The sequence below is a fragment of the Chitinophaga sp. 9-1-y genome, assembly GCF_059511905.2.
In genome coordinates this window covers 4,080,969-4,106,236 of sequence record NZ_CM197955.1, presented here as the reverse complement: position 1 = coordinate 4,106,236, position 25,268 = coordinate 4,080,969, and the positions used below count along the sequence as shown (strand labels likewise).

20 protein-coding genes are annotated in these 25,268 nt (G+C 47.4%); 14 read left to right on the top strand and 6 right to left on the bottom strand.

The features are described 5' to 3' along the window. Positions 1-101: 101 nt before the first annotated feature. Positions 102-707 carry a cyclic nucleotide-binding domain-containing protein gene (locus AC5ZC7_RS16075; protein WP_496157901.1) on the bottom strand — a complete coding sequence of 202 codons (606 nt, stop codon included), beginning with the start codon at positions 705-707 and terminating at the stop codon, positions 102-104. A gap of 114 nt (positions 708-821) precedes the next feature. Here AC5ZC7_RS16075 and AC5ZC7_RS16070 point away from each other — a divergent pair, with 114 nt between their 5' ends. From AC5ZC7_RS16070 to AC5ZC7_RS16025, 10 genes are all read left to right on the top strand, one after another. Then, entirely contained in the window at positions 822-1,517 is a 696-nt protein-coding gene (locus AC5ZC7_RS16070) for an HAD family hydrolase (RefSeq protein ID WP_496157902.1), read from the top strand. Beyond that, on the top strand, positions 1,514-2,140 hold the full coding sequence (locus tag AC5ZC7_RS16065) for a CatA-like O-acetyltransferase (protein ID WP_496157903.1): 627 nt from the start codon (positions 1,514-1,516) through the stop codon (positions 2,138-2,140). The genes AC5ZC7_RS16070 and AC5ZC7_RS16065 overlap by 4 nt, the downstream gene beginning before the upstream one ends. Positions 2,141-2,299: 159 nt before the next feature. Further along, positions 2,300-2,896, top strand: coding sequence for a sigma-70 family RNA polymerase sigma factor (locus tag AC5ZC7_RS16060; protein ID WP_496157904.1), 597 nt, complete (start codon positions 2,300-2,302; stop codon positions 2,894-2,896). A 75-nt stretch (positions 2,897-2,971) separates the two neighbouring features. After that, positions 2,972-4,159, top strand: coding sequence for a FecR domain-containing protein (locus AC5ZC7_RS16055; protein ID WP_496157905.1), 1,188 nt, complete (start codon positions 2,972-2,974; stop codon positions 4,157-4,159). Between the two features lie 162 nt (positions 4,160-4,321). Further along, positions 4,322-7,657, top strand: coding sequence for a SusC/RagA family TonB-linked outer membrane protein (locus tag AC5ZC7_RS16050; RefSeq protein ID WP_496157906.1), 3,336 nt, complete (start codon positions 4,322-4,324; stop codon positions 7,655-7,657). An 11-nt stretch (positions 7,658-7,668) separates the two neighbouring features. Next, the gene (locus AC5ZC7_RS16045) at positions 7,669-9,057 is read left to right on the top strand and encodes a RagB/SusD family nutrient uptake outer membrane protein (protein WP_496157907.1); all 1,389 of its coding nucleotides are present in this window, start codon (positions 7,669-7,671) and stop codon (positions 9,055-9,057) included. A 20-nt stretch (positions 9,058-9,077) separates the two neighbouring features. After that, a complete protein-coding gene (locus AC5ZC7_RS16040) occupies positions 9,078-11,216 on the top strand; it encodes a T9SS type A sorting domain-containing protein (RefSeq protein WP_496157908.1) in 2,139 nt (712 codons plus the stop codon). A 3-nt stretch (positions 11,217-11,219) separates the two neighbouring features. Continuing rightward, positions 11,220-14,729, top strand: a complete 3,510-nt coding sequence (locus AC5ZC7_RS16035) for a DOMON domain-containing protein (RefSeq protein WP_496157909.1) — start codon at positions 11,220-11,222, stop codon at positions 14,727-14,729. Positions 14,730-14,874: 145 nt separating this feature from the next. After that, positions 14,875-15,432: a lipocalin family protein gene (locus tag AC5ZC7_RS16030; protein ID WP_496157910.1), complete on the top strand. Its 558-nt coding sequence runs from the start codon at positions 14,875-14,877 to the stop codon at positions 15,430-15,432. Between the two features lie 246 nt (positions 15,433-15,678). Next, entirely contained in the window at positions 15,679-17,649 is a 1,971-nt protein-coding gene (locus tag AC5ZC7_RS16025) for an FAD-dependent oxidoreductase (protein WP_496157911.1), read from the top strand. A gap of 84 nt (positions 17,650-17,733) precedes the next feature. Here the strand turns inward: AC5ZC7_RS16025 and AC5ZC7_RS16020 are convergent, their stop codons facing one another. The 4 genes from AC5ZC7_RS16020 to AC5ZC7_RS16005 form a co-directional block, all read right to left on the bottom strand. Next, entirely contained in the window at positions 17,734-17,865 is a 132-nt protein-coding gene (locus tag AC5ZC7_RS16020) for a hypothetical protein (RefSeq protein WP_496157912.1), read from the bottom strand. 64 nt (positions 17,866-17,929) lie between these two features. After that, positions 17,930-18,058 (bottom strand): hypothetical protein, encoded by a 129-nt coding sequence (locus AC5ZC7_RS16015; protein ID WP_496157913.1) that lies wholly within the window; start codon positions 18,056-18,058, stop codon positions 17,930-17,932. Positions 18,059-18,068: 10 nt separating this feature from the next. After that, positions 18,069-18,206: a hypothetical protein gene (locus tag AC5ZC7_RS16010; RefSeq protein WP_496157914.1), complete on the bottom strand. Its 138-nt coding sequence runs from the start codon at positions 18,204-18,206 to the stop codon at positions 18,069-18,071. A gap of 32 nt (positions 18,207-18,238) precedes the next feature. After that, on the bottom strand, positions 18,239-21,367 hold the full coding sequence (locus tag AC5ZC7_RS16005) for a thiopeptide-type bacteriocin biosynthesis protein (protein ID WP_496157915.1): 3,129 nt from the start codon (positions 21,365-21,367) through the stop codon (positions 18,239-18,241). A 253-nt stretch (positions 21,368-21,620) separates the two neighbouring features. Between AC5ZC7_RS16005 and AC5ZC7_RS16000 the strand changes: the two genes are divergently transcribed. The 4 genes from AC5ZC7_RS16000 to AC5ZC7_RS15985 all read left to right on the top strand — a co-directional run bounded on the left by AC5ZC7_RS16000 (position 21,621) and on the right by AC5ZC7_RS15985 (position 24,356). Next, entirely contained in the window at positions 21,621-21,782 is a 162-nt protein-coding gene (locus AC5ZC7_RS16000; RefSeq protein WP_496157916.1) for a hypothetical protein, read from the top strand. A gap of 224 nt (positions 21,783-22,006) precedes the next feature. Then, entirely contained in the window at positions 22,007-22,195 is a 189-nt protein-coding gene (locus AC5ZC7_RS15995) for a hypothetical protein (protein ID WP_496157918.1), read from the top strand. A gap of 209 nt (positions 22,196-22,404) precedes the next feature. Beyond that, positions 22,405-23,616, top strand: a complete 1,212-nt coding sequence (locus AC5ZC7_RS15990; RefSeq protein WP_496157919.1) for a lanthionine synthetase LanC family protein — start codon at positions 22,405-22,407, stop codon at positions 23,614-23,616. A 125-nt stretch (positions 23,617-23,741) separates the two neighbouring features. Beyond that, complete coding sequence (locus AC5ZC7_RS15985; protein ID WP_496157920.1) at positions 23,742-24,356, top strand: response regulator; 615 nt, start codon at positions 23,742-23,744, stop codon at positions 24,354-24,356. Positions 24,357-24,373: 17 nt separating this feature from the next. Here the strand turns inward: AC5ZC7_RS15985 and AC5ZC7_RS15980 are convergent, their stop codons facing one another. Further along, positions 24,374-25,234, bottom strand: coding sequence for a universal stress protein (locus AC5ZC7_RS15980; RefSeq protein WP_496157921.1), 861 nt, complete (start codon positions 25,232-25,234; stop codon positions 24,374-24,376). Between the last annotated feature and the right edge of the window lie 34 nt (positions 25,235-25,268).

Genomic DNA, 25,268 nt, shown 5'->3' with positions numbered 1-25,268 from the left:
AATAAAATAAGGTCATTTTTGCGACCTGGCAAAATTAATTTCCTGCGACGGGGTTGCAACCGATGGCGGATGATAGCAGTGGGGGCAAAAAGGAGGAAGGTTTATTCTTCAAACCGTTTTAAAATGTTTTCCAGTTGTTGTTTGGTTAAATCGATCTGCAGACCGGTGGTTTGCATGATATTACGCTCCCGTAGTTCTTTCAGCGTGCGGTTAAAGCTCCTCACAGAAATACCCAGGTAGGCGGCCATGTCCCGTTTGGCCAGCAGCAGGTGTTGATCGGCTTCCAGGGTGAGCAGGCGCAACAGGGCGTATTCTACCGGGTATAGCTGCTGATAGGAGGAACGGATACAGGTTTGACTAATCCGCGTAGCTAACTCCTGTAACAGCAGCTGGTTAAAAGTAGGATTGGTTTGTACCAGTGTGTTGAACAAGGTATGTGGAATGGCATATACCTGCACCGGGGTGATAGCTTCAATATTACACAAACAGGCACCTTTGTTAATGGCTTCCAGTTCTCCGATGATTTCGCCTTTACCCAGGAATTCGAAAATGTAGTCTTTCCCGTTATCTTCCGCTATATAACACTTCGTGATACCCTCCAGGATAATATATGCATGCCGGATGGTATCGCCCTGCTGTATCAACCGGGTACCCGGGGCAAAAGATTTTTGTATCACCGCCGGGTTATTGGCGGTATAAGTCTCCATAAAATTTAAAAAAGCCTGGTTCGTCCGTAACATATATCCGGGTATTGGGACAATTGTCCCGTTTTATTCAGTGGTCCGATTTATTTTTGCATCCGTATAAATGTAAAAATAACAATGATCAATCATATTAGCGTCATAGCCTTTGATGCAGACGATACGCTTTGGGTAAATGAACCCTATTTCCAGGAAACGGAAGCCCGTTTTTGCAGCCTGCTGGAAGATTACCTGCCACATCATACCGTGTCGCAGGAGCTATTTAAAACGGAGATGGCTAACCTGCCTTTGTATGGCTATGGTATTAAGGCATTCATGTTATGTATGATAGAAACCGTGTTGCGGGTAACGGAAAATACGGCCCGTCCGGAAATACTGCATAAAGTCATTGAATACGGCCAGGAAATGCTGAACAAACCCATCGAATTGCTGGACGGCATAGAAGGCGTACTGCAGGCACTATCTGGTAAATACCGGCTGGTAGTAGCCACCAAAGGAGACCTGCTGGACCAGGAAAGGAAACTGAGAAAATCCGGCCTCGAGCACTATTTCCATCATATAGAAATTATGAGCGATAAAAAAGAAGGGGATTATACCAAGTTGCTGAAGCACCTGGACTGCCGTCCGGAAGAATTCCTGATGATTGGGAACTCCCTGAAGTCGGATGTAATGCCGGTGCTGGCCATAGGAGGCCATGCGGTGCATATTCCATTCCATACCACCTGGGCGCATGAACATGTGGACGCCACCATCGAAGATCCCCGTTTTTATCAATTTACCACGGTAACAGAACTGTTACCCCAATTAATAGCATGAAACAATTATTAAACCTGGATACCTGGCCAAGGAAAGATCAATTTCAGTTCTTCGGCCGTTTTGAAGAACCTTTTTTTGGTGTTTGCGTCACCGTAGATGTAACAGTGGCCTATGAGCAGGCAAAAGCAACCGGTAGTTCCTTTTTTCTCTGGTACCTGCACAAATCGCTGGTGGCAGCCAATGAAGTCACACCTTTCCGCTACCGGATCAACGATGGCGCTGTGTGGGTGTATGACCAGGTGCATGCATCGCCTACTATTAACCGCCCGGATGGCACGTTTGGTTTTGCCTACATGGATTACTACCAGGACTTCCATGAGTTTGCGCTGCATAGTACCAAAGAAACAGAACGGGTGCGGAACAGCACCGGTTTAGTACCCGCCGTATCCGGCGAAAATGTGATCCATTACTCTTCTATGCCCTGGATTAATTTTACATCGGTTTCTCATGCCCGTAGTTTTTCGTTTAAAGACAGCTGCCCGAAAATAGCTTTTGGGAAGATGAGCACCGAAAACGGGCGGAAGTTAATGCCGGTATCGGTACATGTACATCATGCACTGATGGATGGCTATCATGTAGGACAATTCCTGGAGCTTTTCCAGCAACAGTTAAATAACCAGTGATTTCCTCTTTATTTTAAGAAGATATCAAATTTGGCGGCGGCGGAGTAAGATTACTTCGCCGCTGTCATTTCCCCAAAAATCTATCAATGCATTTTGCAAATTAGCGGCGGTTGTATTATTTTCATGTATCACTACCCGTATGACTAACTGCTGCCACCATTGATCCACGCTAATGAAAAGGAACTATTGCTCTCCATTGCCAATGGAGATGAGCGGAGCTTCCAGGTGCTGGTACAGCAATACTGGCCGCAGATTTACGGTACTGCCCTCCGGCTCACCCGATCGCCTGAGCAGGCCAAAGATCTTTCACAGGATATCTTCGTGAAACTATGGAATAGCCGGGAAAAGTTGCCGGAAGTAGAAAATACCGGTGCCTTTATATATGTATGTGCCCGCAACCTGATCATGGATCATGTGCGGAAAAAAGTATTTCATACGGATAACCTGGATACACTCACGGATCATTTGGCGGTGGTACCTTTTAGCGATGCGCAGAGCACGCTGGAGTATAAGGAACTGGAAAAAATCCTGTTGGCCGCCATCGAGCAGCTGCCGGAGAAAGTAAAGCAGGTATTTGTACTACATCGTTTTAATGGCCTGAGCCACGTGCAGATCTCGCAACAACTGAATATTTCTGTGGTCAGTTCCCAAACCTATATTGTAAGGGCTTTGCGTAGTATCCGGGAGTACCTGCGCCATCATGCAGAGGGCGTTTTTATCCTTTTACTTTTCTTGTCAAATTTTTTTCCGGGATGACTGTCTTACCCCTGTTTTATTTTCCGTCCTTATAAGAGCGGGGCGTTTTGGAGTCGCTAAAATCTGCCATCACGTATGTCTGACAAAACGTTTGAAACATTATTTAACCAGTATATGAATGGCGCGTTGTCTGCCGAAGAATTGCTGCAGTTCAGGGCTATGGCTATGCTGCCGGAGAATAAAGCCCTGTTGTCGCAATTACTGCAACAGGCGTTTACGAACCCGGCATTTGCCGAGCAGGCAGACTATAACGCCGGGGAGATGGCAGCCGAGATCATGCAAAAAGTACGGCAGCAGGAAGCGATTGATCCGGTGATACATCGTTTGCCGGCACCACTGATTTCCCGTTCATGGTTTAAATATGCGGCCGCTGCTGCCATCTTTGGCTTGTTGTTTACGATTAGCTGGCGCTGGTCTTTACACCGCGCGTTGCGTGCACCAGTGTTAGCAGGACAAACATTATCATCTACCCATCCGGTATTGATTTTGGGAGATGGTACCCGCATATTGCCCGACAGCGCCGGTATTGGTACCATTGCACAACAGGGCGGAACGCAGGTAGTGAAACTGGCCAACGGTGCATTGGCTTACCATGTTGCCGGAGGAAGTGATGGCACCACCTTGTTTAATACAATGCAAACCCCCAATGGCAGCCAATACCACCTCACCTTACCCGATGGCTCAGAAGTATGGTTAAATGCTGCCTCCTCTATCCGCTATCCTGCTGCTTTTACGGCAGAGAACAGGCGGGTGGAAGTATCGGGAGAAGCCTACTTCGACATCGCTAGAGACGACAGGAAACCTTTCGTAGTGGCTACCAAAGGAATGGACATACAGGTATTGGGTACCGCATTTAACGTAATGGCCTATAGCGATGAAGAAGCCGTGAAAACTACGCTGGTGCAGGGCGCTGTGAAAATCAACGCAGCTACATTACTACATCCGGGACAACAGGCAGTTTGGCTCTCTGCCTCCGGTCAGCTGCAGATCCGGCAACCGGATATGGCTGAAACACTGGGTTGGAAGAATGGAGAGTTTTATTTCCGTGAAACAAATATCCGTAACATTATGCGGGAAGTTGCCCGTTGGTATGATGTGGAAGTAAAGTATGAAGGAGACCTGTCCGCAGTACAACTTTCCGGTATCATCGCCCGCAGCGCACCCATTCCGCAATTATTGAAAGCACTAGCGCTCACCAAAATCGTTCGTTTTAAGATACAGGGAAAAGTAATTACTGTACTGCCTTACGAGGCTGCCAATTAAATGATCATCTAAATGAATAATCCATGACCTGATTGTTGCACGCATACACCACGTATACGATTGCTGTGAAAAACCAGTGCTGAGGGCCCTCGGCAGGGGAATGGCATGCAAACAATTTCCACGATTTATGATTACTAACGTTTAAATCCACGACTGAAAAATATGAAGTTCCTTACCCTTGGTATGTATGCTATTATAAAGCGACTACCGGCCAAATCGCTATGGATGTTGCTGGTGGTAGCGCTGCTGCCCATTTTCAGTATGGCGCAAAATGTCACCATTGCGGTTAAAAATGTGCCACTGGAAAAAGTATTCTCCCTGTTTAAACAGCAAACCGGTTACTCCTTTATCTGGCGGGGACAAGCATCTCCGGCGCTGAACAGTGTATCACTGGAGTGTAAGAATGAACCCTGGCAACAAGTGCTGAAACCTTTCCTGGACCGTCTTTCCCTGCAATATGAAGTAGCAGATAAGATTATCGTGGTTACCAGGAAAGAAACACCTTTGTCAGGCAAGGCTGAATTAAATCGTTTGTCCGTTTCCGGTAGTGTTGCAGATGAAAAAGGGCAGCCACTACCCGGTGTAACCATCCGGGTAAAAAATACGGCTATGGGCGCTACTTCCGACGGACAAGGGAATTTCACCGTTTCAGTACCCGGGGAAAACAGCATATTGGTATGTTCGTATGTAGGCTTTGAATCAAAAGAGGTGATTGTCATCGGCTCTCAACCATTACGTATTATCCTGAAGTCACAAAGTGCGTCACTAAATGACCTGGTGGTGGTAGGATATGGTACGCAGCAAAAAAAGAATGTTACTTCCGCTATCACATCTGTAAAAGGGAGTGAGCTGGCAGGCGTAGCAGTCACCAACCTGGATGCCGCTTTACAGGGAAAAGCCGCCGGTATGCAGGTAGTGCAGAATTCCGGTGCACCTGGCGATGAAACGTATATCCGTATCCGTGGTAACGGATCACTCTTTGGAGAAAACCGTCCGCTATATGTGATAGACGGGGTACCGATGAGCAACCTGCCCGCGGCGCAGTATGGCATTTCCGGTGATGGACAGCGCATCACTGCTACCAATAATATTAATCCCAACGATATACAATCGGTGGAAATTTTAAAAGATGCTGCCGCGGCTGCTATCTACGGTTCCCGTGGCGCCAACGGTGTTATTCTCATCACTACCAAAAGAGGTACAGAAGGAAAGTCGCGCTTTAATTTCAGCATGTACACCGGGGTGGCAGATATTCCAAAGCGGTTGCCATTGCTCAACGGAGATCAGTTCGTGGAACTGTTTAAAGAATCGCGCGTAAACGCAGGACTGGCACCCGATCCGGCCATCGTCAGCACTGGCCGCAATACCAACTGGCAGGATGCTATCTTCAGATCTGCCCCGGTGTCGAACTATAATTTATCCATCTCCGGTGGAAATGGGAAAATGTCGCACTATGTATCGCTGGGGTACCTCGATCAAACCGGGACGATTGTTGGTGTACAGCATTTCAAACGTTATAATGCGCGGGTGAATTTCGATTTTGCGGCTTCTGATAAATTAAAAATTGGCGTCAATTTAACAGGGGTACGTTCTATTAATAACCGCATGGATAATAGCTTTTCGGGGCAGTCGGTATTGGCGCTGGCATTGATAGAGAACCCCAACGATCCTGTTTACAATCCTAACGGTACCTACTATACGGACCCTAACCGTCGTTGGACCAACCCGGTGATGATTGCCAACAACCTGCGGTTTCAGTCGATCGTAAACAGCTATATTGGCAACGTTTTCGGAGAATACACCATCCTGCCGGGTTTGAAGTTTAAAACCAGCCTCGGCTTCGATAACCAACAAGTGACCGACGACCGTTATCAATCAAAACTGGTGAATAACGGTTCCCCCGCTACCGGCTTTGTATCAGTATTTACACAGTTTTTATGGGTGAATGAGAATACATTGTCTTATGTGCCGGCGCTAAAAGGAAAACATAAGTTAACCGCCCTGCTTGGACAAAGTGCACAGGAGGCCAGTGTACGTAGAATAGGGGTATCTGGTAATACCAATTCTACAGATATTATACAGGCCGTTACCGGGTTTACTTCGTTGTCTTCACCGATAGACTACCGCTCACAATGGGGCCTGGTATCTTATTTCGGCAGGATCAGCTATAACTATGATGATCGTTACCTGCTGGAAGGCGTGGCGCGCACTGATGGATCTTCCCGTTTTGGCGCCAATAAAAGATATGGTTTTTTCCCTTCCATATCGGCAGGATGGCGGATCATCAATGAAAATTTCATGAAACAACAACGTTTCTTCAATGACCTGAAACTCCGTGCCAGTATTGGGGTAACGGGCAATAACGAAGGATTGGGTAATGACTTCCCCTCACTCGCCACTTATTCCACCGGGTACAATTACGGCACAGAAGCTGGTATTGCTGCTACCTCTTTGTCGAATGTGGACCTGAGCTGGGAAGCCACTACGGCAACTAACCTGGGACTGGATGTTGCATTCCTGGACAACAGGATTAATATTACGGTAGATGCTTACCGCAAGTTGACGAATCGTTTAATTTTTAAACTGGATCTTCCCTATACCTCTGGCTTTGCCCGTACGAATGGTGCTAATATCGGGCAACTGATGAATAAAGGATTGGAAATAGCGATCAACACCGATAATATCAGGGGCAAGTTTACCTGGGGCACCAATTTTAACCTGTATTTCAACCGGAATAAAATTACCAGTCTCCCCGAAACCGTTGCCGGAGACCCAACCAGCTCTGATTTTACGGAAAGCTTACCCGGTTCTTTCTCTACCAGCTTACCTACCAGCATTTTTCGTGTAGGCGAGCCTGTTGGTTCCTTCTTTGGGTATCGTAGTAAAGGAGTGGATCCCGCTACCGGAAACATGATCTATGATGATATTAACAAAGACGGAAAAATTACTGCGGCCGACCGGGTGATTTTGGGAAATGCCCTCCCGGATTATACCGGCGGGTTAACCAACACTTTTGGTTATAAGGGTATAGACTTCAGCTTTTTTGTGTACTGGTCTTATGGCAACAAGGTATATAATCAAACACGTAGTATGCTGGAGCGTATGAGTAGCTATAATAACGGTGACGTACGTACGCTGAATAGATGGACGCCGCAAAGTACAATTACCGATGTGCCCAAAGCTGTTTTCAATGACCCTACCGTACCGGGTAGCCTGACTAACGGAGAGGTATCGCACCGGTTTGTGGAAGATGGATCGTTCATTCGTATGAAGAATATTACACTGGGTTATACGTTCCCATCTCTCCTGATAAAAAAAGCACGCATCAGCAGTGCCAGGGTATATGTGAGTGCACAAAACCTGTTCCTGGTGACCAACTATTCCGGCCTTGATCCGGAATCGCAGAACCAGTCGGTGAAGAATTCGCAACTGGGCATCGATTGGGCGGTACAGCCGCAACCCCGTACTTTCCTGGTTGGATTAAATGTGAACTTTTAAAAGTAGTTACGATGAAAAATTTACGACTCGTTTATATCCTGTTATTATTTGCTTCCTGTACCAAAGTATTGGACCAGGTGCCGGAATATTCCATTGCTGATGAGAATTTCTGGCAAACGGGTAATGATGCAGAAAGCGCTGCTATAGGCATTTATCCGGCCATACAAAGCCTGGCGCCGCAGTTCCCGTTGGCTTTTGACGCCGCATCGGATGCTACAACTGCGTTGCTGATTAATTACAGCCCGTTTAGCACGCATGGTATCCCGGTAGACAATGCCATAGTAGCCGCTTATTGGCAGAATAACTATACTGGCATTGGCAGGGCCAATGATTTGCTGAAACATGTGCCGGCTATGAAAGACAGCCTGTTTGTGCCGGATCGTAAGCAACAGTTGATGGGAGAAGCTTATTTTTTAAGAGCCTATTTTTACTTCAACCTGGTGAAAGCTTATGGTGGTGTGCCATTGGTGTTGGAGCCTTATACTTCTTTCAATGTTGATTTTACAATTCCCCGCAGTTCAGTTGACAGTGTTTTTAAGCAAATTATTTCGGACCTGAAGCAGGCGGAAGTAATGTTGCCGCCAACGTTCGCCGCGGCAGTATCTACCCGCGGACGGGCCAGTCAGGGTGGCGCCAAAGCCTTGCTGGCAAAGGCTTACCTGAGTGTAAAAAATTACGATGCCGCCGCTGCGAAAGCCCTGGAGGTGATGAATAGCCCGGTATATAGTTTGGTAACCGGTAGTGCTGCTTACTGTGGCATGTTTGCTACCAGTGGTAAAAACAGTGCAGAATCCATTTTTGAAATACAGTATGTAAGTGCTTCGGCACAAAGCAACGGGCTGTTTAGTTACTATGTGCCGGTAAATGGTATTCCTGCCGGTTTACAACCGGGTAGTTACCAGGTTGCGCCTACTGATAAAATGGTGGCTGCCTATGAAACAGATGATATCCGGAAGGGGGCGGCACTGGGTTTTAGTACCGCTACACCGTCGCTGCCCTATGTAAATAAATATACCCGTTTGACCAATGGTACCGAGCCCAATATCATTGCTTTACGGCTGGCAGATATCATACTGGTGAGAGCGGAGGCGCTTGATCATCTTGGTCAAACAGCCGACGCGATTGCGATGCTGAACGTTATCCGTCGCCGTGCATTTGGGTTACCGCTGGATGTAGCTTCTCCACACGATTACCCCCAGGGTGCTGAAACAAACCTCACACTGGCAATAGAAAATGAACGGTTTAAAGAACTGGCTTTTGAAGGCCATCGCTTTTATGACCTGGTGCGTACCGGTAGGGCTGCCGCTGTATTGGGAATCACGGAAGATCAAACCTTATGGCCTGTTCCGTTACGGGAGATTGGCCGTAATCCGCGGCTGTCACAAAATCATGGTTATTAACATCTCTCAAAATAATACCAATGAAACACATTACTATTTTCCTGACAGCGCTGGCATGGGCGTGTGGTGCCCATGCACAGTATACTACCACCTGGGTAGGTAATACTTTTCCGGATGTGGCGAACCATGTAGGTAATTGCGCCCGGTCTATGTGGGTATCACCGGAGGGAATCGTTTATACGGCCTCGTTATGGGATGAGAAAGGACGTAATATAGGCATCTACCAAAATGGGGCTACACTGGGATCTATGGGCGGAAACAAAGAGTCGCAGGGCAGCGCGATTGGTGGTAATGCCACTTATATATTCACTGCTCAGCAGGCGCCTAATAGTGGTAAAATAGGGCGTTATAACCGTGTTACTAAAACCCGTGACTTATTGTTTGCCGCCAGCGCGGGTACAGCAGATGCGATACAGGGTATTGCCGTTTCCGGGGGGCGGATCTTTGTAAGTGATTCCAGTGGCAACCGGGTGGCAGTATTTACTACTACGGGAACGTTGATCCGGCAATGGCCGGTGAATAATCCCGGCGCCATTGCCGTAGACAGCGCAGGAGCAGTATGGGTAGCGCAATTGAACGCAGGCACTATCCGGTGTTACGATTCTACCGGTACGGCCGGGCCAGTGATATCAATGGGCGCCACAGCGCGACCTTCAGCCCTGTATGCCGATAGCGCACGGGGGCAATTGCTGGTAGGAGATCAGGGACCGGATATGAATATCAAAATCTACACCCAGCTAACGGGAACGCCTGTACTAAGTGGAACATTCGGCGTAACAGGGGGGTATCTGGATGAATCTACCGGTATCCGCGGTGCTACAGGTGCCAGGCGCTTCACCAGGATAGTGGGTATTGGCCGGGATGCAACTGGTAAATTATATGTGTTGAATAATCCCTGGGGAGGTACCTGGGACCTGGGACGCAATGGTGCTACAGATATTCATTGTTACAGCACTACGGATAGTTTACTATGGACTTTGCAGGCGCTTAATTTTGAAGGTGTAGCCGCCGCCGATGCAGGCACCGACGGCCAGCTGTTGTATAGTGGTAATATTATTTATTCCTATACCGGCACGGATGGTGGCAGTTATGTAGCCAATACTGTGGATCCTTACCGTTACCCGCAGGATGCGCGCATACAGTGGGGAGATCATGGCCGGGGAGAGCATTTCGGACACATGGCGAATGTAGGCGGGCATCGCATACTGGTGGCTAATAACCAGAATGCCGATGTGTTTTATACCTACTATTTCAATCCTGCTACAGATGGGTACATTGCTATTCCTGGCGACACCATTTCAAAAGTACGTAACGGATTTTGCCTGGACTCATTGGGAGATATCTGGATTTCACAGGATAAAACCAATGCTATACAACATTATCCTTTAACCGGTTTTGCCGCCAACGGTAAACCCATATGGGGGCCTGTTATAGCTACCCCTACACCCGCATCCATTGCCCGGTTGAACCGGCTGGAGTATGTCCCTGCCTCAGATGTGATGGTACTGGCAGGAGGTAATGCAGATTGGACGCTGATCGGTAACCGGATAGAAGTATACCGGGGCTGGATAGCTGGTAATCGTATACCCAATACCGTTATTACGCTTAGTCGCGCAGTAGCCAAGTCCATTTCTGCTGCCGGTAACTATCTCTTTGTGGGGTACTATGCCATTCCTGATATAGATGTATTTGACTTAACTAGTGGCGCATTGGTGCTAACCATGAACAGCAGCAATCCCGCGGTGTATGTAGGCAATGATGTGGATTCCCAGTACGGAATTAAAGCGTATCACCGGAGTACCGGCGAGTATTACATCACCAAAGATGATTACAATGCTAACAAAGTAGTATTGTATACCTGGACACCAACAACAGCGCCGGTACATGCTTTAGCAACCAGTACACCTGCATTGCGCGTATATCCGAATCCGGTAGGCAATGTATTGTATGCGGAACTGAAACCGGCTGGTACCACCACAAAAAACTGTTTGCTCTGCATCTACGACCTGACGGGAAAAATGGTAAAACAAGTATCGGCAAAAAGTAGTGATCCTTTAAAAGTGGACATCAGCCAACTGTCTGCTAATGTCTATATTCTGGTCATCATGGACGCAGGCAACGCCAGGGTGCTCGGACAATCGAAGTTTATAAAGCAATAACAGATGAAATACAGCTGGATAATAGCGCTGATGCTGATCAGTGCAGGCAGCGCCATGGCGCAAATGAAGGCCCCGGAAGAATGGGTGAACTATGAAACGGTGATGGGAGTACGAAATCACCTTCGTCAGTACAACTACACGGTGGCATTGGCACACGCCACTAATAATACCAATGTACTCTGGCCGGGAGAGCAACCGGCCTATACGATACAGGTGGTGAATCAATTAAATGAACCGTTGATAACTGCCGGAACTATTGAACTGATTAGTTATGGTACCAAGGGGCGTCCCGGCGATATATGGTTACCGGAGATGGTGAAATTTGCAACCATCAGTACACATCCGGTAAAGGTGGAGATTTCACCCAAAGGATATGTGAACCTGGACTATTCCCCGGAAGTACCTGCCCGTTTTGGGGGCTATGCATTGGTGCTGGATCTGGGTACATACGGCCGCCGTTTTATCACCAGCCTTGTGCGGACGTTCAAAGCCAACCCGGAACGCATACAATATCCGAAGCAGTCGCTCGACGATATGGGACCAGATTTTCTGCAACGCGTGGGGGTGCAGGCTATCCGCATGGGCGTGGACTATACTCCTGTAACGGCGCCCGATTATGCAGAAAAGATGGCAGCTATTGAGAATAAGTTGGCGGCCTATCATCGCCGCAATATTACCGTGCTACTCATGTTTGGTGCGGGGACGGGGCCACAGCCGTTGGACCGGCCCCGTTCTTTCCTGGACTCCGCTGATGTGATGAAGAAAACGAAACAGGATTATGTATGGTTGCCTTCGTCTGACAATGATTTCAAGACATTTGTGCAACACCTCTGTGTAAAACATGGATGGCCCAGGGGACCTGTAACGGCGGTGTCGCTATGGAATGAACCCTGGGAAGGATTATCTATTTCCGGCTGGCAGTCGGATATTCCACGTTATCGCGAAATATATACAATGATGGCAGGGGCCGTACTGGAAGCCCGGAAGCAGGGGGCGGATGTACTGGTAGGTGGCGGCGACTCTAACTCTAATGCATGGGATAAATTGTTTGCAGATGGTAAAATGACGTTTTTGCCCATCTTCGATTTTTGTTCCATTCACTACCAGGGAATGGAGTCGCCGGCTATTTACCCGGAGTGGGTCAACCGTCAATCTCCCCTAGGGCGGGTAAAAATATGGGATACGGAAAGTTGGGTGGGCAATACTGATGATCGTATAGGCCTTACCGTAGCAGCCAGCCGTTCAGCCGGATATGATCGTTCTATGGGCATTTATGCCGGCTACATGTATTCCGGTGGAAGAGGAAGCGAACATTATACGCAACAGATAAAAACACCTACCGGTGTAAAAGTGATAGATCGTATTCCCGCTACCTGGTCGCCAGCTGCTGCTTTGGGAGCTGTGCAACACCTGGTAGGTGAACGGAATTTTAACCGCCTGCTTTTTACGAATGGCTTGCCCTGGATTATGGTGTTTGATGGTTTACGACAACAGGCAGATGATGGCACCGTTGTTATCAGCGGTGATATCGGAGAAGCCTTTGGGCCGGAACAGGTATTGTTCAGAGGGGTACGGGGTGTAGGGCAGCAGAATGCTGATGGATATCCGCCCCTTTCGGGTGGCCGGATGATACTGCCCGCTGCCGGTTTCCAGTTGTTTGATTTTTATGGCAATCTCATTTTGCCGGTAGCCGGAAAGTTAACCGTGCCACTGAACAGCCAGGGCTATTACCTACGGACCAATGGCGCAAAAGGCTCTTTCGCCAGGTTACTGGCGACACTGGATACTGCACGGATAGAGGGGTATGAGCCGGTAGAAATGATTGCAAAAGACATGACCGTTCCCATTGCTGCACAGCCGGAGATGTTATTGCAGTTAACCAATATCCTGAACCGCCCGGTACAGGGACAGCTTCATGTTACCCTGGGCGTGCTGCAACTGCAGGCGCCGGCACCTGTACACCTGGCTCCGCATGAAACACGCACCATACCGGTAAAAGTGATTGGTGGTGAAGCCACTGCAAATAATAGCTATCCGCTGTCGGTTACCTTTGACGCCGGAGCCGACGGGGTGGCCACCCACCGCGAAAATATGCACGTCAATGTAATATCACGGTTAAGCATACACGTAGACGGGCGATTGGACGATTGGAAAACCGCATTGCCGCAAACGGTATCTGGTAGCGGAGCTGCCACCGTTAGCCTAACAGAAGCCGCCTGGTATCCGTTCAGGAATTTTGACACGAACGCTAACGGCTATGCGAACGGTTACGTGGCTTATGATGACCATTACTTTTACTTTGCCGCTAAAGTAGCAGATAGTACACCGCATCCCGGCACCTACCGGTTTGCCTCGAGGCCGGACGACGATTTCTTTTACCCGGATACCGCTTATGCCATGGATATGCAGCGTGCTTTGCTCAGCAAGGAAAGCAGTGTACCGGCAGTGGATGCCAGTGCACTGCAGCTACCCGACGACAATGGACGTACCCTGCACTACCTGGAAAGCAGTGATAACACCAATGCTTTCGCCATTGACCTGGATTTGCCGGCGCCTACACAGGTGGCGCTATACCTGCCTAATCTCCGGGTACCCAATGTAACACTGGAAGTATACAGTGGTGGCAAACAATTGTTACAAAGGGTGGTTCCCGATTTATGGAACGGTACCTGGGAAGTGTTGCAGTTATCCGGGAAGGTAAGGATGGTATTGCGGAGCCGCGACTGGTGGTACGCCGTGAAAATGGCAGCCCTGCTTTTTGATGAAGCAACACCGGGAGCTAATATTTTTGTAAAAGAAGACCTGGATACAAAGGGCAATTGGAAAGGCGTGTATGGCAAAACCGGGCATTATATAGTAGGTTGCGCCCCTGCATTGCCCGCAGGAGTAAAATTGCAGATAGTGGAAGAACCGGTAAAACTGCCCATGGTATGGCCTGCCGGCGTCCGACATTATACCTATCGCAGGAACCCGGTAACGCCGGATAATTCAGGATTGGGCTACACTTTTGATAATGTGCTGCTGGCCTTCAATGTGTTGCCGGAAGGAAAAGATGGCATGTTGGCTTATCCCCCCGGTACCATGCCCCGCTATACCGGGTATAAATGCACAGACTACGAATATGCCCTCAACCAGGTGGCGCCGGAGTATGGAGGTGGAACGGAAATATGGCGGCTCCTGGCACCAGGCCTCAACCGGAAACACTTCTTCCCCAGGCAGCCCAAATCGGCCGGGGAAGGCCCGGTGAGAGACGGGCAGCTGGTGATACGCAGAGAAGGAAATACACTCATCACAGAATGCGCGATTCCCTGGGCGGAATTACCCGATATAAAGCAGGCAATAGACAAAGGGCAACGGATTAAATTATCCTTTCGGGTAAATGACAACGGAGCGCCAGGCAGCTGCATGGAGCTGGCAAAAGAACGGAGCGTGTCGAAACGCAATGCGAGGGCCTTTCATCCGGACTGGAAAGCACATTGGGCCAATGAGGTGGAATTTGGTGTAGCACGATAACGCCCCTGTTTTATGATGAAATATCCCCGGAGTGTAGCGGAAAAGCCACAGTAGTACCCGGCTGACTATTGTCAGCGCCTGCTGGTAGCGGGGGATGGTAAAGGCAATGTATTTGCATGCATTTATCGACAAAACGGAGATATGTATGAATAACAAAAAGTTGCTTGCGATTGCGGTAACAGCAGGTGTATCTGCTGCTGCAGCCATTATTTTATACAATAGCTTTAAAGTATCTATCCCCAGGGGCGCCAGGGCAGTATCGCCTTTTGACGTCCGGAGGTACCTGGGAACCTGGTTTGAAATAGCCCGGCTGGATTATAAGTTTGAACATAACCTCACCAATGTAACAGCTACCTATTCCTTAAATGATCAGGGAGAACTGGAAGTAGACAATAAGGGCTTTAGCCCGGAGAAACAACTTTGGAGAGAAACCACCGGTATCGCAAAGTTTGTGGAAACACCAGATGTAGCACGACTGAAAGTATCTTTTTTCGGACCGTTTTACGCAGGGTATAATGTCATCGATATCGATCAACATTATAAGCATGCGTTGGTAGTGGGCAACAACCGGAAGTATCTGTGGATTTTATCCCGTACTACCACGTTGCCGGCATTAACTAAAAAACGTTTCCTGGAACAGGCGGAAGCCCTGGGTTATGATACCGATGCGCTGATCTGGACGAAACATGATTTATACGCATGATGAAAAGTAAAAAATTAGATTTGTTTTTACTAAAAATATTAGTATTTTTGTAACAGAAAGCAAATGAATAATGCAGAAAAGTCTTAAATGCCATGCTGTAGTGGTGTTTGAGGCTTTCCTGTTTTTATGAAATACTAAATAAATTAGTGCCGGTGAAGCCCGTTTGTCCTGTTAAAGAATAAGCACATTTCCTTTTTTACTTAATCAGCGGTATATTGATCTGTTCAACAACAGTAAATACTTACTATGCTACTGAAAAAAATCATGACGCTACCCTGCGTACTGTTACTGTCAGCAGGCCTGGTCCACGCAGGCACACCCAAAGAAGTAGATGTTTGTGTATACGGCGGCACCTCCGCCGGTGTAATTGCGGCCTATACGGCGAAGCAACTCAACAAAACTGTGTTGCTGGTTTCTCCGGATAAACAATTGGGGGGACTTAGTGCCGGAGGTTTAGGTTATACCGATATTGGCAACAAATCAGCGATTAGCGGTATCTCCCGTGATTTTTATCGCCGGGTGGGCCGTCACTACGGTAAGTTCGAGCAGTGGATTTTTGAACCTCATGTGGCCAGCGAAACCTTTCAGCAATATATCCGCGAAGGCAAAGTAGACGTGCTGTATGATGCCCATCTCAGCAGCGTTAAAAAAGAACAGGGATACATCACCGAAATAAAACTGGACGGCCAGGTGGTGAAAGCCAAAATGTTTATCGATTGCTCCTACGAAGGAGACCTCATGGCCAAAGCCGGGGTGTCGTATACCGTAGGGCGCGAAGCCAACAGCCTGTACAACGAAACCTACAATGGCGTACAGCTAATGAAAGAACACCAGTTCCCCGATGGCATTGATCCTTACCAGGTACCTGGCAAACCGGAAAGTGGACTGTTATGGGGCATTAGCCCTGCTACGCTGGATGCACCAGGTACCGGCGATAAGAAAGTACAGGCCTATAATTATCGTATCTGTTTAACCAACCAACCGGAAAACCGGATACCCATTACCCAGCCGGATAATTACGATGCTGCCCGGTATGAATTGTTATTAAGGGTTGTAAAAAAGATAGATCCCAAAGTCCTGAATAATATCCTCATCATTAGCAAAATGCCCAACGGGAAAACGGATATCAATAACAATGGTTCTTTTTCTACGGATATGATTGGGATGAATTATAATTATCCCGAGGCAGATGAAGCTACCCGGAAAAAAATAATCGCCGATCATGAGGCCTACACCAAAGGATTCCTGTACTTTATTGGTCATGATGAACGCATGCCTTTACATCTGCGCCAGGAAATGCAAACCTGGGGTTATCCTAAAGATGAGTATGTGAACAACGGGCATTGGTCGCCCCAGCTCTATATCCGCGAAGCGCGGCGTATGGTAGGCGCTTATGTTATGACACAGGCCAACTGCCAGGGCAAGGCAACTGTGACCGATGGCGTAGGGATGGCTGCCTACACGATGGATTCCCATAACTGTCAGCGTATAGTCGTAAACGGTATGGTGAAAAATGAAGGGGATGTGCAGATAGGGGGCTTCGGTCCGTACCCTGTTTCTTATCGTTCCATCATTCCCCAGGCAACGGATTGTAAAAACCTGTTGGTACCGGTTTGTTTATCTGCTTCGCATATTGCCTATGGATCTATCCGCATGGAGCCGGTATTCATGGTGCTGGCACAATCTGCAGCTACCGCCGCTGTGGAAGCGATTAACAGTAAAACCACGGTGCAGGAGGTGAATGTAAAGAAAGTACAACAGCAGCTCACCGATAATCCGTTGGCCAACCATCATACCCCGGAAATCCTGGTGGATAATGATGATCAGCAGCAGGTGGCTGTTACTGGTAACTGGCAGCGTATTACCTGGGGTGGATATGGGCCTTCCCTGCTCAAAGCGGATCCGAAAGATGGTGGCGAAAAATCCGTTCGCTTTACGCCGGCGATTAAAAAAGGAGGACGTTATCACGTGTATACTTATGTGCCGCGTGTGGATGCACATGCCACCAGCACTGTTATTAGTGTAAATGACGGTAAAACAGTGAAGGCGGTGCCATTATTATCCGGCTCGGTAAAAGTAGAAGGACAAACTTCCGGTGAGTGGGTAGATCTGGGTACTTACCAGTTCAAAGCGGGTAAAAGTGCTTATGTAGAAATCAGCAATCATGGTGCTGATGGCGCAGTAGTGGCGGACGCCGTGCTGTTTATAGCAGAATAATAAAACAATACCGGGTAACTTGTCTACTGTAGGAGAAAGTAAACAAGCTACCCGGTATTAGTAATTCATCAAATCACCGGTTTGTTAGCAGTCGAAAGTACGATGGGTAGTCGTCGTAAAAATGGTGTGATCTTTCTTACCTGCTTCTTTGATAGCATCTAATTTGGCTACCTTAACGGAACCCAGTTTCATTTTTTTCTCGATTTTCTTTTTCATACAAGCTTTTTTTGATAGATTTTAAAAATGATGAGGATAGGCTTTACGCTATTCCTGGCAATACTCATCCGCAGTTAAAGCTAACGTGGGTAAGTATAGTATGATAGGTTTTACCTGCCCGTTCGTTGCTGGCATTTAAGCTGGCCACTTTAACGGCGCCCAGCTTCATTCTCTTTGCGGTTTTCTTCTTCATATAAGATTGTTTAGCAATCAAAAGTCCGGTGCGTTGTTGTTGTATAAACAGTGGTGGTAGGGATTTTACCAATTTGCTCATTGGTAGCATTTAACTTAGCCACTTTAACTGAACCGAGTTTCATTTTCTTTTCGTTTTTCTTTTTCATACAATTTGTTTTTTGGTGAATAAAAAAATGTATTACGGTACAGCTTTAGGTTGTTTTTTAGCAATGGCCAACATGGATTCATAGTACCTGCTAAGGAAATGATAGAGTACCAGTTCATGTTTGCGTTGGTTGGATAATAACATCCGGTTGAGGAACATATGAATATAGCTGCCCAGTAAATCATCCCGTTGTTCGGGTGTGAGTGCGGGCAGATGCGGTTTTATTTGCTGGGAGCGGGTGGCAAAGAAAGCAGCAGCTTCCTCCAGGTTGTTAGTGGCATCCTGTGAAGGATCGAGAATACTGCTGATTTCGCGCATCTCATCGCGGTATTTATTATTGAGTTGGAGCAGTAATGGTTTACCGCCACCAAATTCTTCATAGAAGCCTTGTTGCAGCATTTTTAGCAGTGCCGATTTTTCAGACAGGGTATAGCCAAAATCCTGCAGCAGGGTGTCTATGCCACGCAAGGACAGCAGCCAGCGATAACGTTCTCCTTCTTCTTCATCCAGCAGGTTGAGCACCTGTAATACGCATTCACTGTCGTAATGGAAAAAGGTTTCGCTGAATGCCATGGTAGTGGCGCCGTAGCGTTCAATTTCTCTTTCGTAGGTATCTGTTTGTATGCGATAGATGTTATCGGTAGCATGTGCAAGGGTATCGTATAGTCTTTCCAGTACGATTTTCCAGAAGTCTTTGTGCATCCCTTGATGGAACCGGATTCTCAGGTGATGTTCGGGATCTGTGTACCGAATAAAGAACCATTTATCGATCACCTCCTCAGCTATCAACTGCTCCGTGAGGGGGAGGAGTACTTCTTTCAGGATGTTTTCAGCGCTGCGGGTGCCGGTATATAGTTTTACGTATAGCCATTCACTGCCGGTAATAAACTTGCGTACAGGGGTATCTGTTATTGCTTCCGCTGTTATTGCCGGTGTATTTTTTATTTTTTCGGGAGAAGTATATCGCAGTGGGATGATCAGTTCGTTGGTATATTTTCCATCAGTTCCGTTTATCCAGCACTGATCGGGTGTATGGAGAAATTCCTGCAGGGTAATTTGTTCTTTTTTGAGCAATTGTGTTAGCAGGAGATGTACGGCAACTTCATTGTCGAGATCGGCGGGCAGTTCATTGTCGCCTTCCGTGATGACCACATAACGGGGGAGGTCCAGTTGTGTTCTTATCTCCCGGAATATGTCCATAAAATCGGCCGGTGCAGCTTTACTCAATGCCGGATAGGATTTTTTATGGAGTATCCAGCTGCTTTTGCTCAGGATGATATGACCGTATTGCACCCGTGGGAAGAAAGCTATTTCGCCGGGAAGTTGCCATTGCCAGGCGATACCACTGTGGTGGTCCTGGTTTTGCAGGTCGCAGAGGAACTTATATACGGGTAAGCCGTGGCGGTAGTTATGTGCGGTGCTTAACCGGGGGATAACAATTTTATTTAGCCTTTTAGACCGGAGTATTACTTTGCCGCGTTGTACGCTGACCATCAGGTCGGAGAGGTGTATCTGGTGAGCTTCCGGCGCGAGGCTGTTAGCCAGGTACACAATTTCGTACTGCCGTAGCTGTGGCCGCATCAGGATATTGCCGGTCCTGGATTCGGGCAGGTGTACTACTTCGGCATAAATTTTTTCCGGATCGGCGGCTTCTTCTGCGGCGAGTGTTTCCATTACCTTGGTGCTCAGCTGTTCGTCGCCATGACAAAACCTGCCGAGCAGGTTAGCGGCGGAAGGGCCGCTGCAGCCGTTCATATCAAAGAGGTAGTCGCCGTTATCGATGGCGGTGGCATCGGTGCTGAGAATACTTCCCATGAGGTACAGGCTGTGCGGGAGCGCGGGTGTATCACGGTCTTTTAGTGTATCCAGTTGTTCTTTGGTGAGGTGAATAATTTTTTTATGGGCTTGCAGGCATTGGTGCAATTGCTGTAACTGGAATTCCTGCATTTTGGTGCGGGGGCTGCCGGTAGCGGGGCCTCGTTGTGCAGCGGCTATATCGTCTACCAGTGGCGTATGATCGGCGCTGTGCTGGCTGTGGGCGCCGTAGCCAATTCCGGCTTCGGTGTCGAGTGCAATACTCAATGGTACTTCCTGTTCTTCGTAGCGTTGCTGAAATGCCTGGCGGAAACTTTGCAGGTCAGTGTTGTTATTGACAGCCGACAGCTTCCAGAGTTGTCCAATCTGAGCGGCCAGTTCATTGATAACCGTATGACTCAGTGTATTGTTGCTGGTGGATAGGAAGAGGTCTGTTTGAACGAGGTCTTTGCTGTTGGTATTGGTGAGCATTGACTTCACCAGGGCATGTGTGGTGGTGTATTTGTCGATACCGGTATGCTGCTCCTGCAACAATTCCCGGATGCGGGAAAGCGGGATGGTAAATTCTTCTGTAGCGGCCAGTTGTTGTAACCGGCGGGTAAGGTGTACAAAAAATTCTGTTCCGGTAACGGTAGGTTCCAGTTCGCTGACCAGCAATTGGTTCTCCAGCAGTTCTGTAATGAATTCGGAGGCTTCTGCCTCACTGATTTCCTCTTCTTTGCTGACAATACTATTACGTATATCCTTTAACGTTGCACCGCCGGCTACTGTGTGTAATATTTTATCCAGGTAGGGGCTTTGGTTAACGGCGGTCAGGTAATAGCTACGGACTTTATTTTTAACGGTATAGGCGGCGTAGCGGTATTGTTTGCCGGTAGCATATAAAGAATTGTTGGGATAGTACAGGAGTTGTTCCCTGATTTCGGGAACGGCGGTGATGGCGGCCGCCAGTTCGGCCACATAGTTCATGTCGAGACGGCCATGTTTTTTATGATGTTTTTTATCTTCCAGTTGAATGCTGGTATGGTCTGCGGGTTCGCCGGTGGCGCAACCGGCAAAGAGTCCGTATGGTGTGCAGCGGGTACTCATCCGCAGGAGGTAACGATACAGGGAGGAGGCCAGCTTGTAGTTATCTTTTTCATTGGTAGATGCTCCCTGCCAGCACTTCTGCAGCTCCATGTATAATTCCGGGGAAGCAATATAAATGGCTTCCTGCAGGTATTCGTCCCGGAATATTTCTTTGATAGTAGCGGCGAGTGTGTCGTTTGTGATGGGTTGTAAGGTAGTGATGATATTCACTGGCAACAACGGTGTTCTTACAACATAAAAATTTTCAGCTCTGATCATGGCCCAGGTCATCATTAGGTGCTGAAGGTAGCAGTTTCTCCTGCACCTGCCTATCACGTAAAACAGGGAAATTTTATGTTTAAACATGCTTTCGGAAAAATCACGTTTTTACGTGAGTGGCTGGTAAACAGTTTCTGCCTACATTTACGATATCCTGTAATGATGATGAAAACCTGTATTTTTTTTTATGGCCCTATTTTTACAACCTGCCAAACAATAGTCTTTATTTTTTCAACCACATAAATTTGCTATTATGAGAAAAGAACCTGTTAAAAAACTTGCCCTCGGTAAATTAAAAGTAGCCAAATTAAGCATCAGCAGCCTGGAGCAGGCAGATGAAAAAGCCCCAACCCGTACCGGTTGCAGCCTGATGGCGAAATGTACACCTCCTATTTCAAAAGATACCTGTTTCTAAACGCCGCATGATGAAAAAGCTATCAGCAAAAAAATTAAGTCTGGGTAAAATAAAAGTGGCCGACCTCAGTAAAGTCAATGTAAATGAAGATGCCTTCATGCTATCACTTCGTTGCGTGCCTAGTGAAAAAATCACTTGTCTGAGCCAGGGTTCGCCCATGTGCAGCGCAGACATCTGCCTTTTCTGAATTATTTAATTTACTGTACTGCTAAAAATCATTTGTTATGAAAAAGCTATCAGCAAAAAAACTAAGTTTGGGTAAAATAAAAGTAGCCAGTCTTTCAGCGGCTTCCGGCCAGCAGGAAATGGCAGCAACGGTGGGTACCTGTTCCGTCCTTTGCTCCCTGCGCATCTGCACTGACAATATGAGCCAGGGTGCTCCTATATGCAGTGTAGATTCCTGCCGCTACTAATTTAAATAGCTTTTAGCCATTAGCTTTTGGCGGTTAGCAAATGCGGTAAAGAACATAAAACGTTCATTTTCGCTGCATTTGCTAAAAGCCAATGGCTAACAGCTAACTGCTCGTAAATTTATTATCCGCAACCTGACTGTATGGCAAAACATGTATGCACTAAGCAATACATGTTTTGCCATTATATGTTTATAAAGGCATTTCAGCACATGAATCATAAGAATGAAGTAAGCTTAATCCTGCAAAGGATCTGTACAGAACTGGACGGGTTTACCACCACCAATACCAACAGTGGCCTCCTGGGAGGTTATACCGGTGTCGCCCTGTTTTATGCCTATTATTATCAGCTTACCGGCGATGAAACACATCTTGGAAAAGTATATGAGATTATAGAAAAATGCCTGCAGGACTTATCTGACATACCTATGGATGGTTCTCACTGCAGCGGTATTGCAGGGATATCCTGGTGCATACAGCATTTAACGCAAATGGGCTTTATTGAAGCAGATGAGGATGCCGACAGCTTTGCCGATATCGACGCGCAGATAGCAACATTTATGCGTACGGAATTATCCGCCGGGCGCAATGATTTTCTGCACCAGGGCCTGGGGTCGGCACTTTACCTATTGGAAAGATGGCCTGCCGGTGCAGCTGGCAGAGAATTGGAGATGCTGGTACAGCAGTTGGAAAAAAGCGCTATGCCCGTTCCCGGCGGCATCGCCTGGAAGGATCATTTTTCCAGTCGCAGCCAGGAAAACCCGGATAAGGATCTGTTTAACCTCGGCCTCGCGCATGGTAACCCCGCTATCATCGACATACTGGCCCGTTGTTATGAAAAAGGGATTGCCCGGGAAACCACCTTGCCACTCATAGAAAAAAGTATACAATGGCTGTTGGGAATCCGGCAAACGGCCGATAACAGCCAATCCCTGTTCCCGGTGCTGGTGGACGGCAATAACCAAATAATGGGAGAGGCCCATAGCCGCCTGGGCTGGTGCTATGGAGACCTGGGCATTGCTACCATGCTCTGGAATACCGGCCAACGCCTCCACAAAAAAGATTACCAGCAGGAAGCGATTACGATGTTACAGCATATCGCGCAATACCGCAATGTGAAAAATGGGGCTGTACATGATGCCTGTTTATGTCATGGCAGTGCCGGCATTGCACACCTCCTTCAGCAAGCCGGACTGGCTACCGGTGATACCTTATTGCTGGATGCATCGCAGCAGTGGCTGCATACCACTTTACAAATGAATACCTGGACGGACGGCCCCGCAGGGTATAAATTTTATCATCATCCGAACTACGTGAGCAGCCATAATGTGCTGGAAGGAATTGCCGGGATCGGGCTGTCGCTTATCAGTTTTGCGGACCCTGAAATTAAACCTGACTGGGGCGCCTGTATGTTGATGGTTTAAACTTGTCTTGTCGTTAAACCGACGGTTTTTTTTACTATCTTAGATACCTGGTAAATGACTAGTTCACTTGTTCGCCCAACATCATTATGCCATCGTATACCAACGTTACAGCAAACTGAAAAACCATGATTCGTTTATATTTTGTTGATGATCACCCATTGATTTTAGAGGGATTAAAATCCCTGCTCAGCCTGGAATCAGATATTCAATTGACGGGTGAAACCAGGAACGGCATTTCCTGTCTTCACTTCCTCGACCACCATACCGCAGATGTTGTTTTACTCGATACCCTTTTACCTGATATCAGTGGCGCTGAACTTTGTGCCAATATCAAGAAACGCTACCCTGAGGTAGCCGTACTGGGATTAAGCTATGATAAAAACGACAGCGGTATCGCTGATATGTTAGACAGTGGCGCCAGTGGTTGCCTGATGAAAAATGCCGATAAAGAGGAACTGTTAAAAGCTATACGCGACGTATATTCCGGACGCACCTATCTCTCAGCAGCCTTAAAACAAGCCCTCAAAACAGATGGTATAGGGCATTTACACATCACCAAGCGGGAGAAAGAAGTGTTGTCGCTCATTGCCAACGGACATACCAATCACGAAATAGCCGAAAAACTGTTTATCAGCTCAGACACCGTCGATAGTCACCGGCGGAATTTACTCGGCAAATTCAATGCACGTAATACTGCCATGCTGATCAAATGTGCCGTCGATAATAAAGTATTGATTTAAATAAAAAACCGCTGGCATTATTCGCCAGCGGTTTGATCTCCACCGGGAGCCGGTGGTAAAGACAACAACGGAACATTGGAATTATAAGCCAGTTTTTTTGAAATACTGCTTTTAAATAAGGAAGAGAGGAAACCGGTTTTCCGCGGAATCATAATAATCATGGAAGCGTGGTGCCGATCGGAATACGAAAGAATGCCATCTACGGTATCATCGTCGTTGATATAATCGAAAGTGGCGTTGTACTTTTCAAAAATGTTATGCAGGCTGGCCATCGTATTCCGGGCTTCTTCAGCATATTTTTCGGATGCTTCCTTCTGTACATTCACTACCTGCACCGGCACCCGGAAAGCATCCAGCACTTCATACAATTGATGCACCGGAATACCCGTATGATCTTTCAGGTCGGTGGTGAAAACCACCGATTTCATGCCTCTGCCGATATGGGTATCTTTCGGTACAATTAATACGGGTACTTTACTCTGCTCAATCATCATGGAAGTGGTATTACCCAGCAGTAACTTTTCCAGTCCGGATCGGCCGGATACGCCCATCACCACCAGATCTATTTCTTCATTTTTACATAATTCACCAATATAGGAGGGCAGGGAATAATCTTTTGTGTGAAGGTCTATCCTGATATCTTTCACCATTGATTTCAGGCGATCCTGTACCAGCGCCAGCTGGGAAATGCTCTCCAGGTACATCTCCTGCGTACCCTGTGAATTGCCGATGGGTAAATCTGTGCCTCCAATAACGGTTTGATAGGCATGATATAACACGATGCGGCTAATTCCTAAAGGCTCCGCTATTTCTGCAGCGTATTCGGCCGCACGGAAGGCATTTTCAGAAAAGTCAGTTAATATTAGCATCGTTTTCATATATGTATTTGTTTAAGAAGATATAAAAAACAGC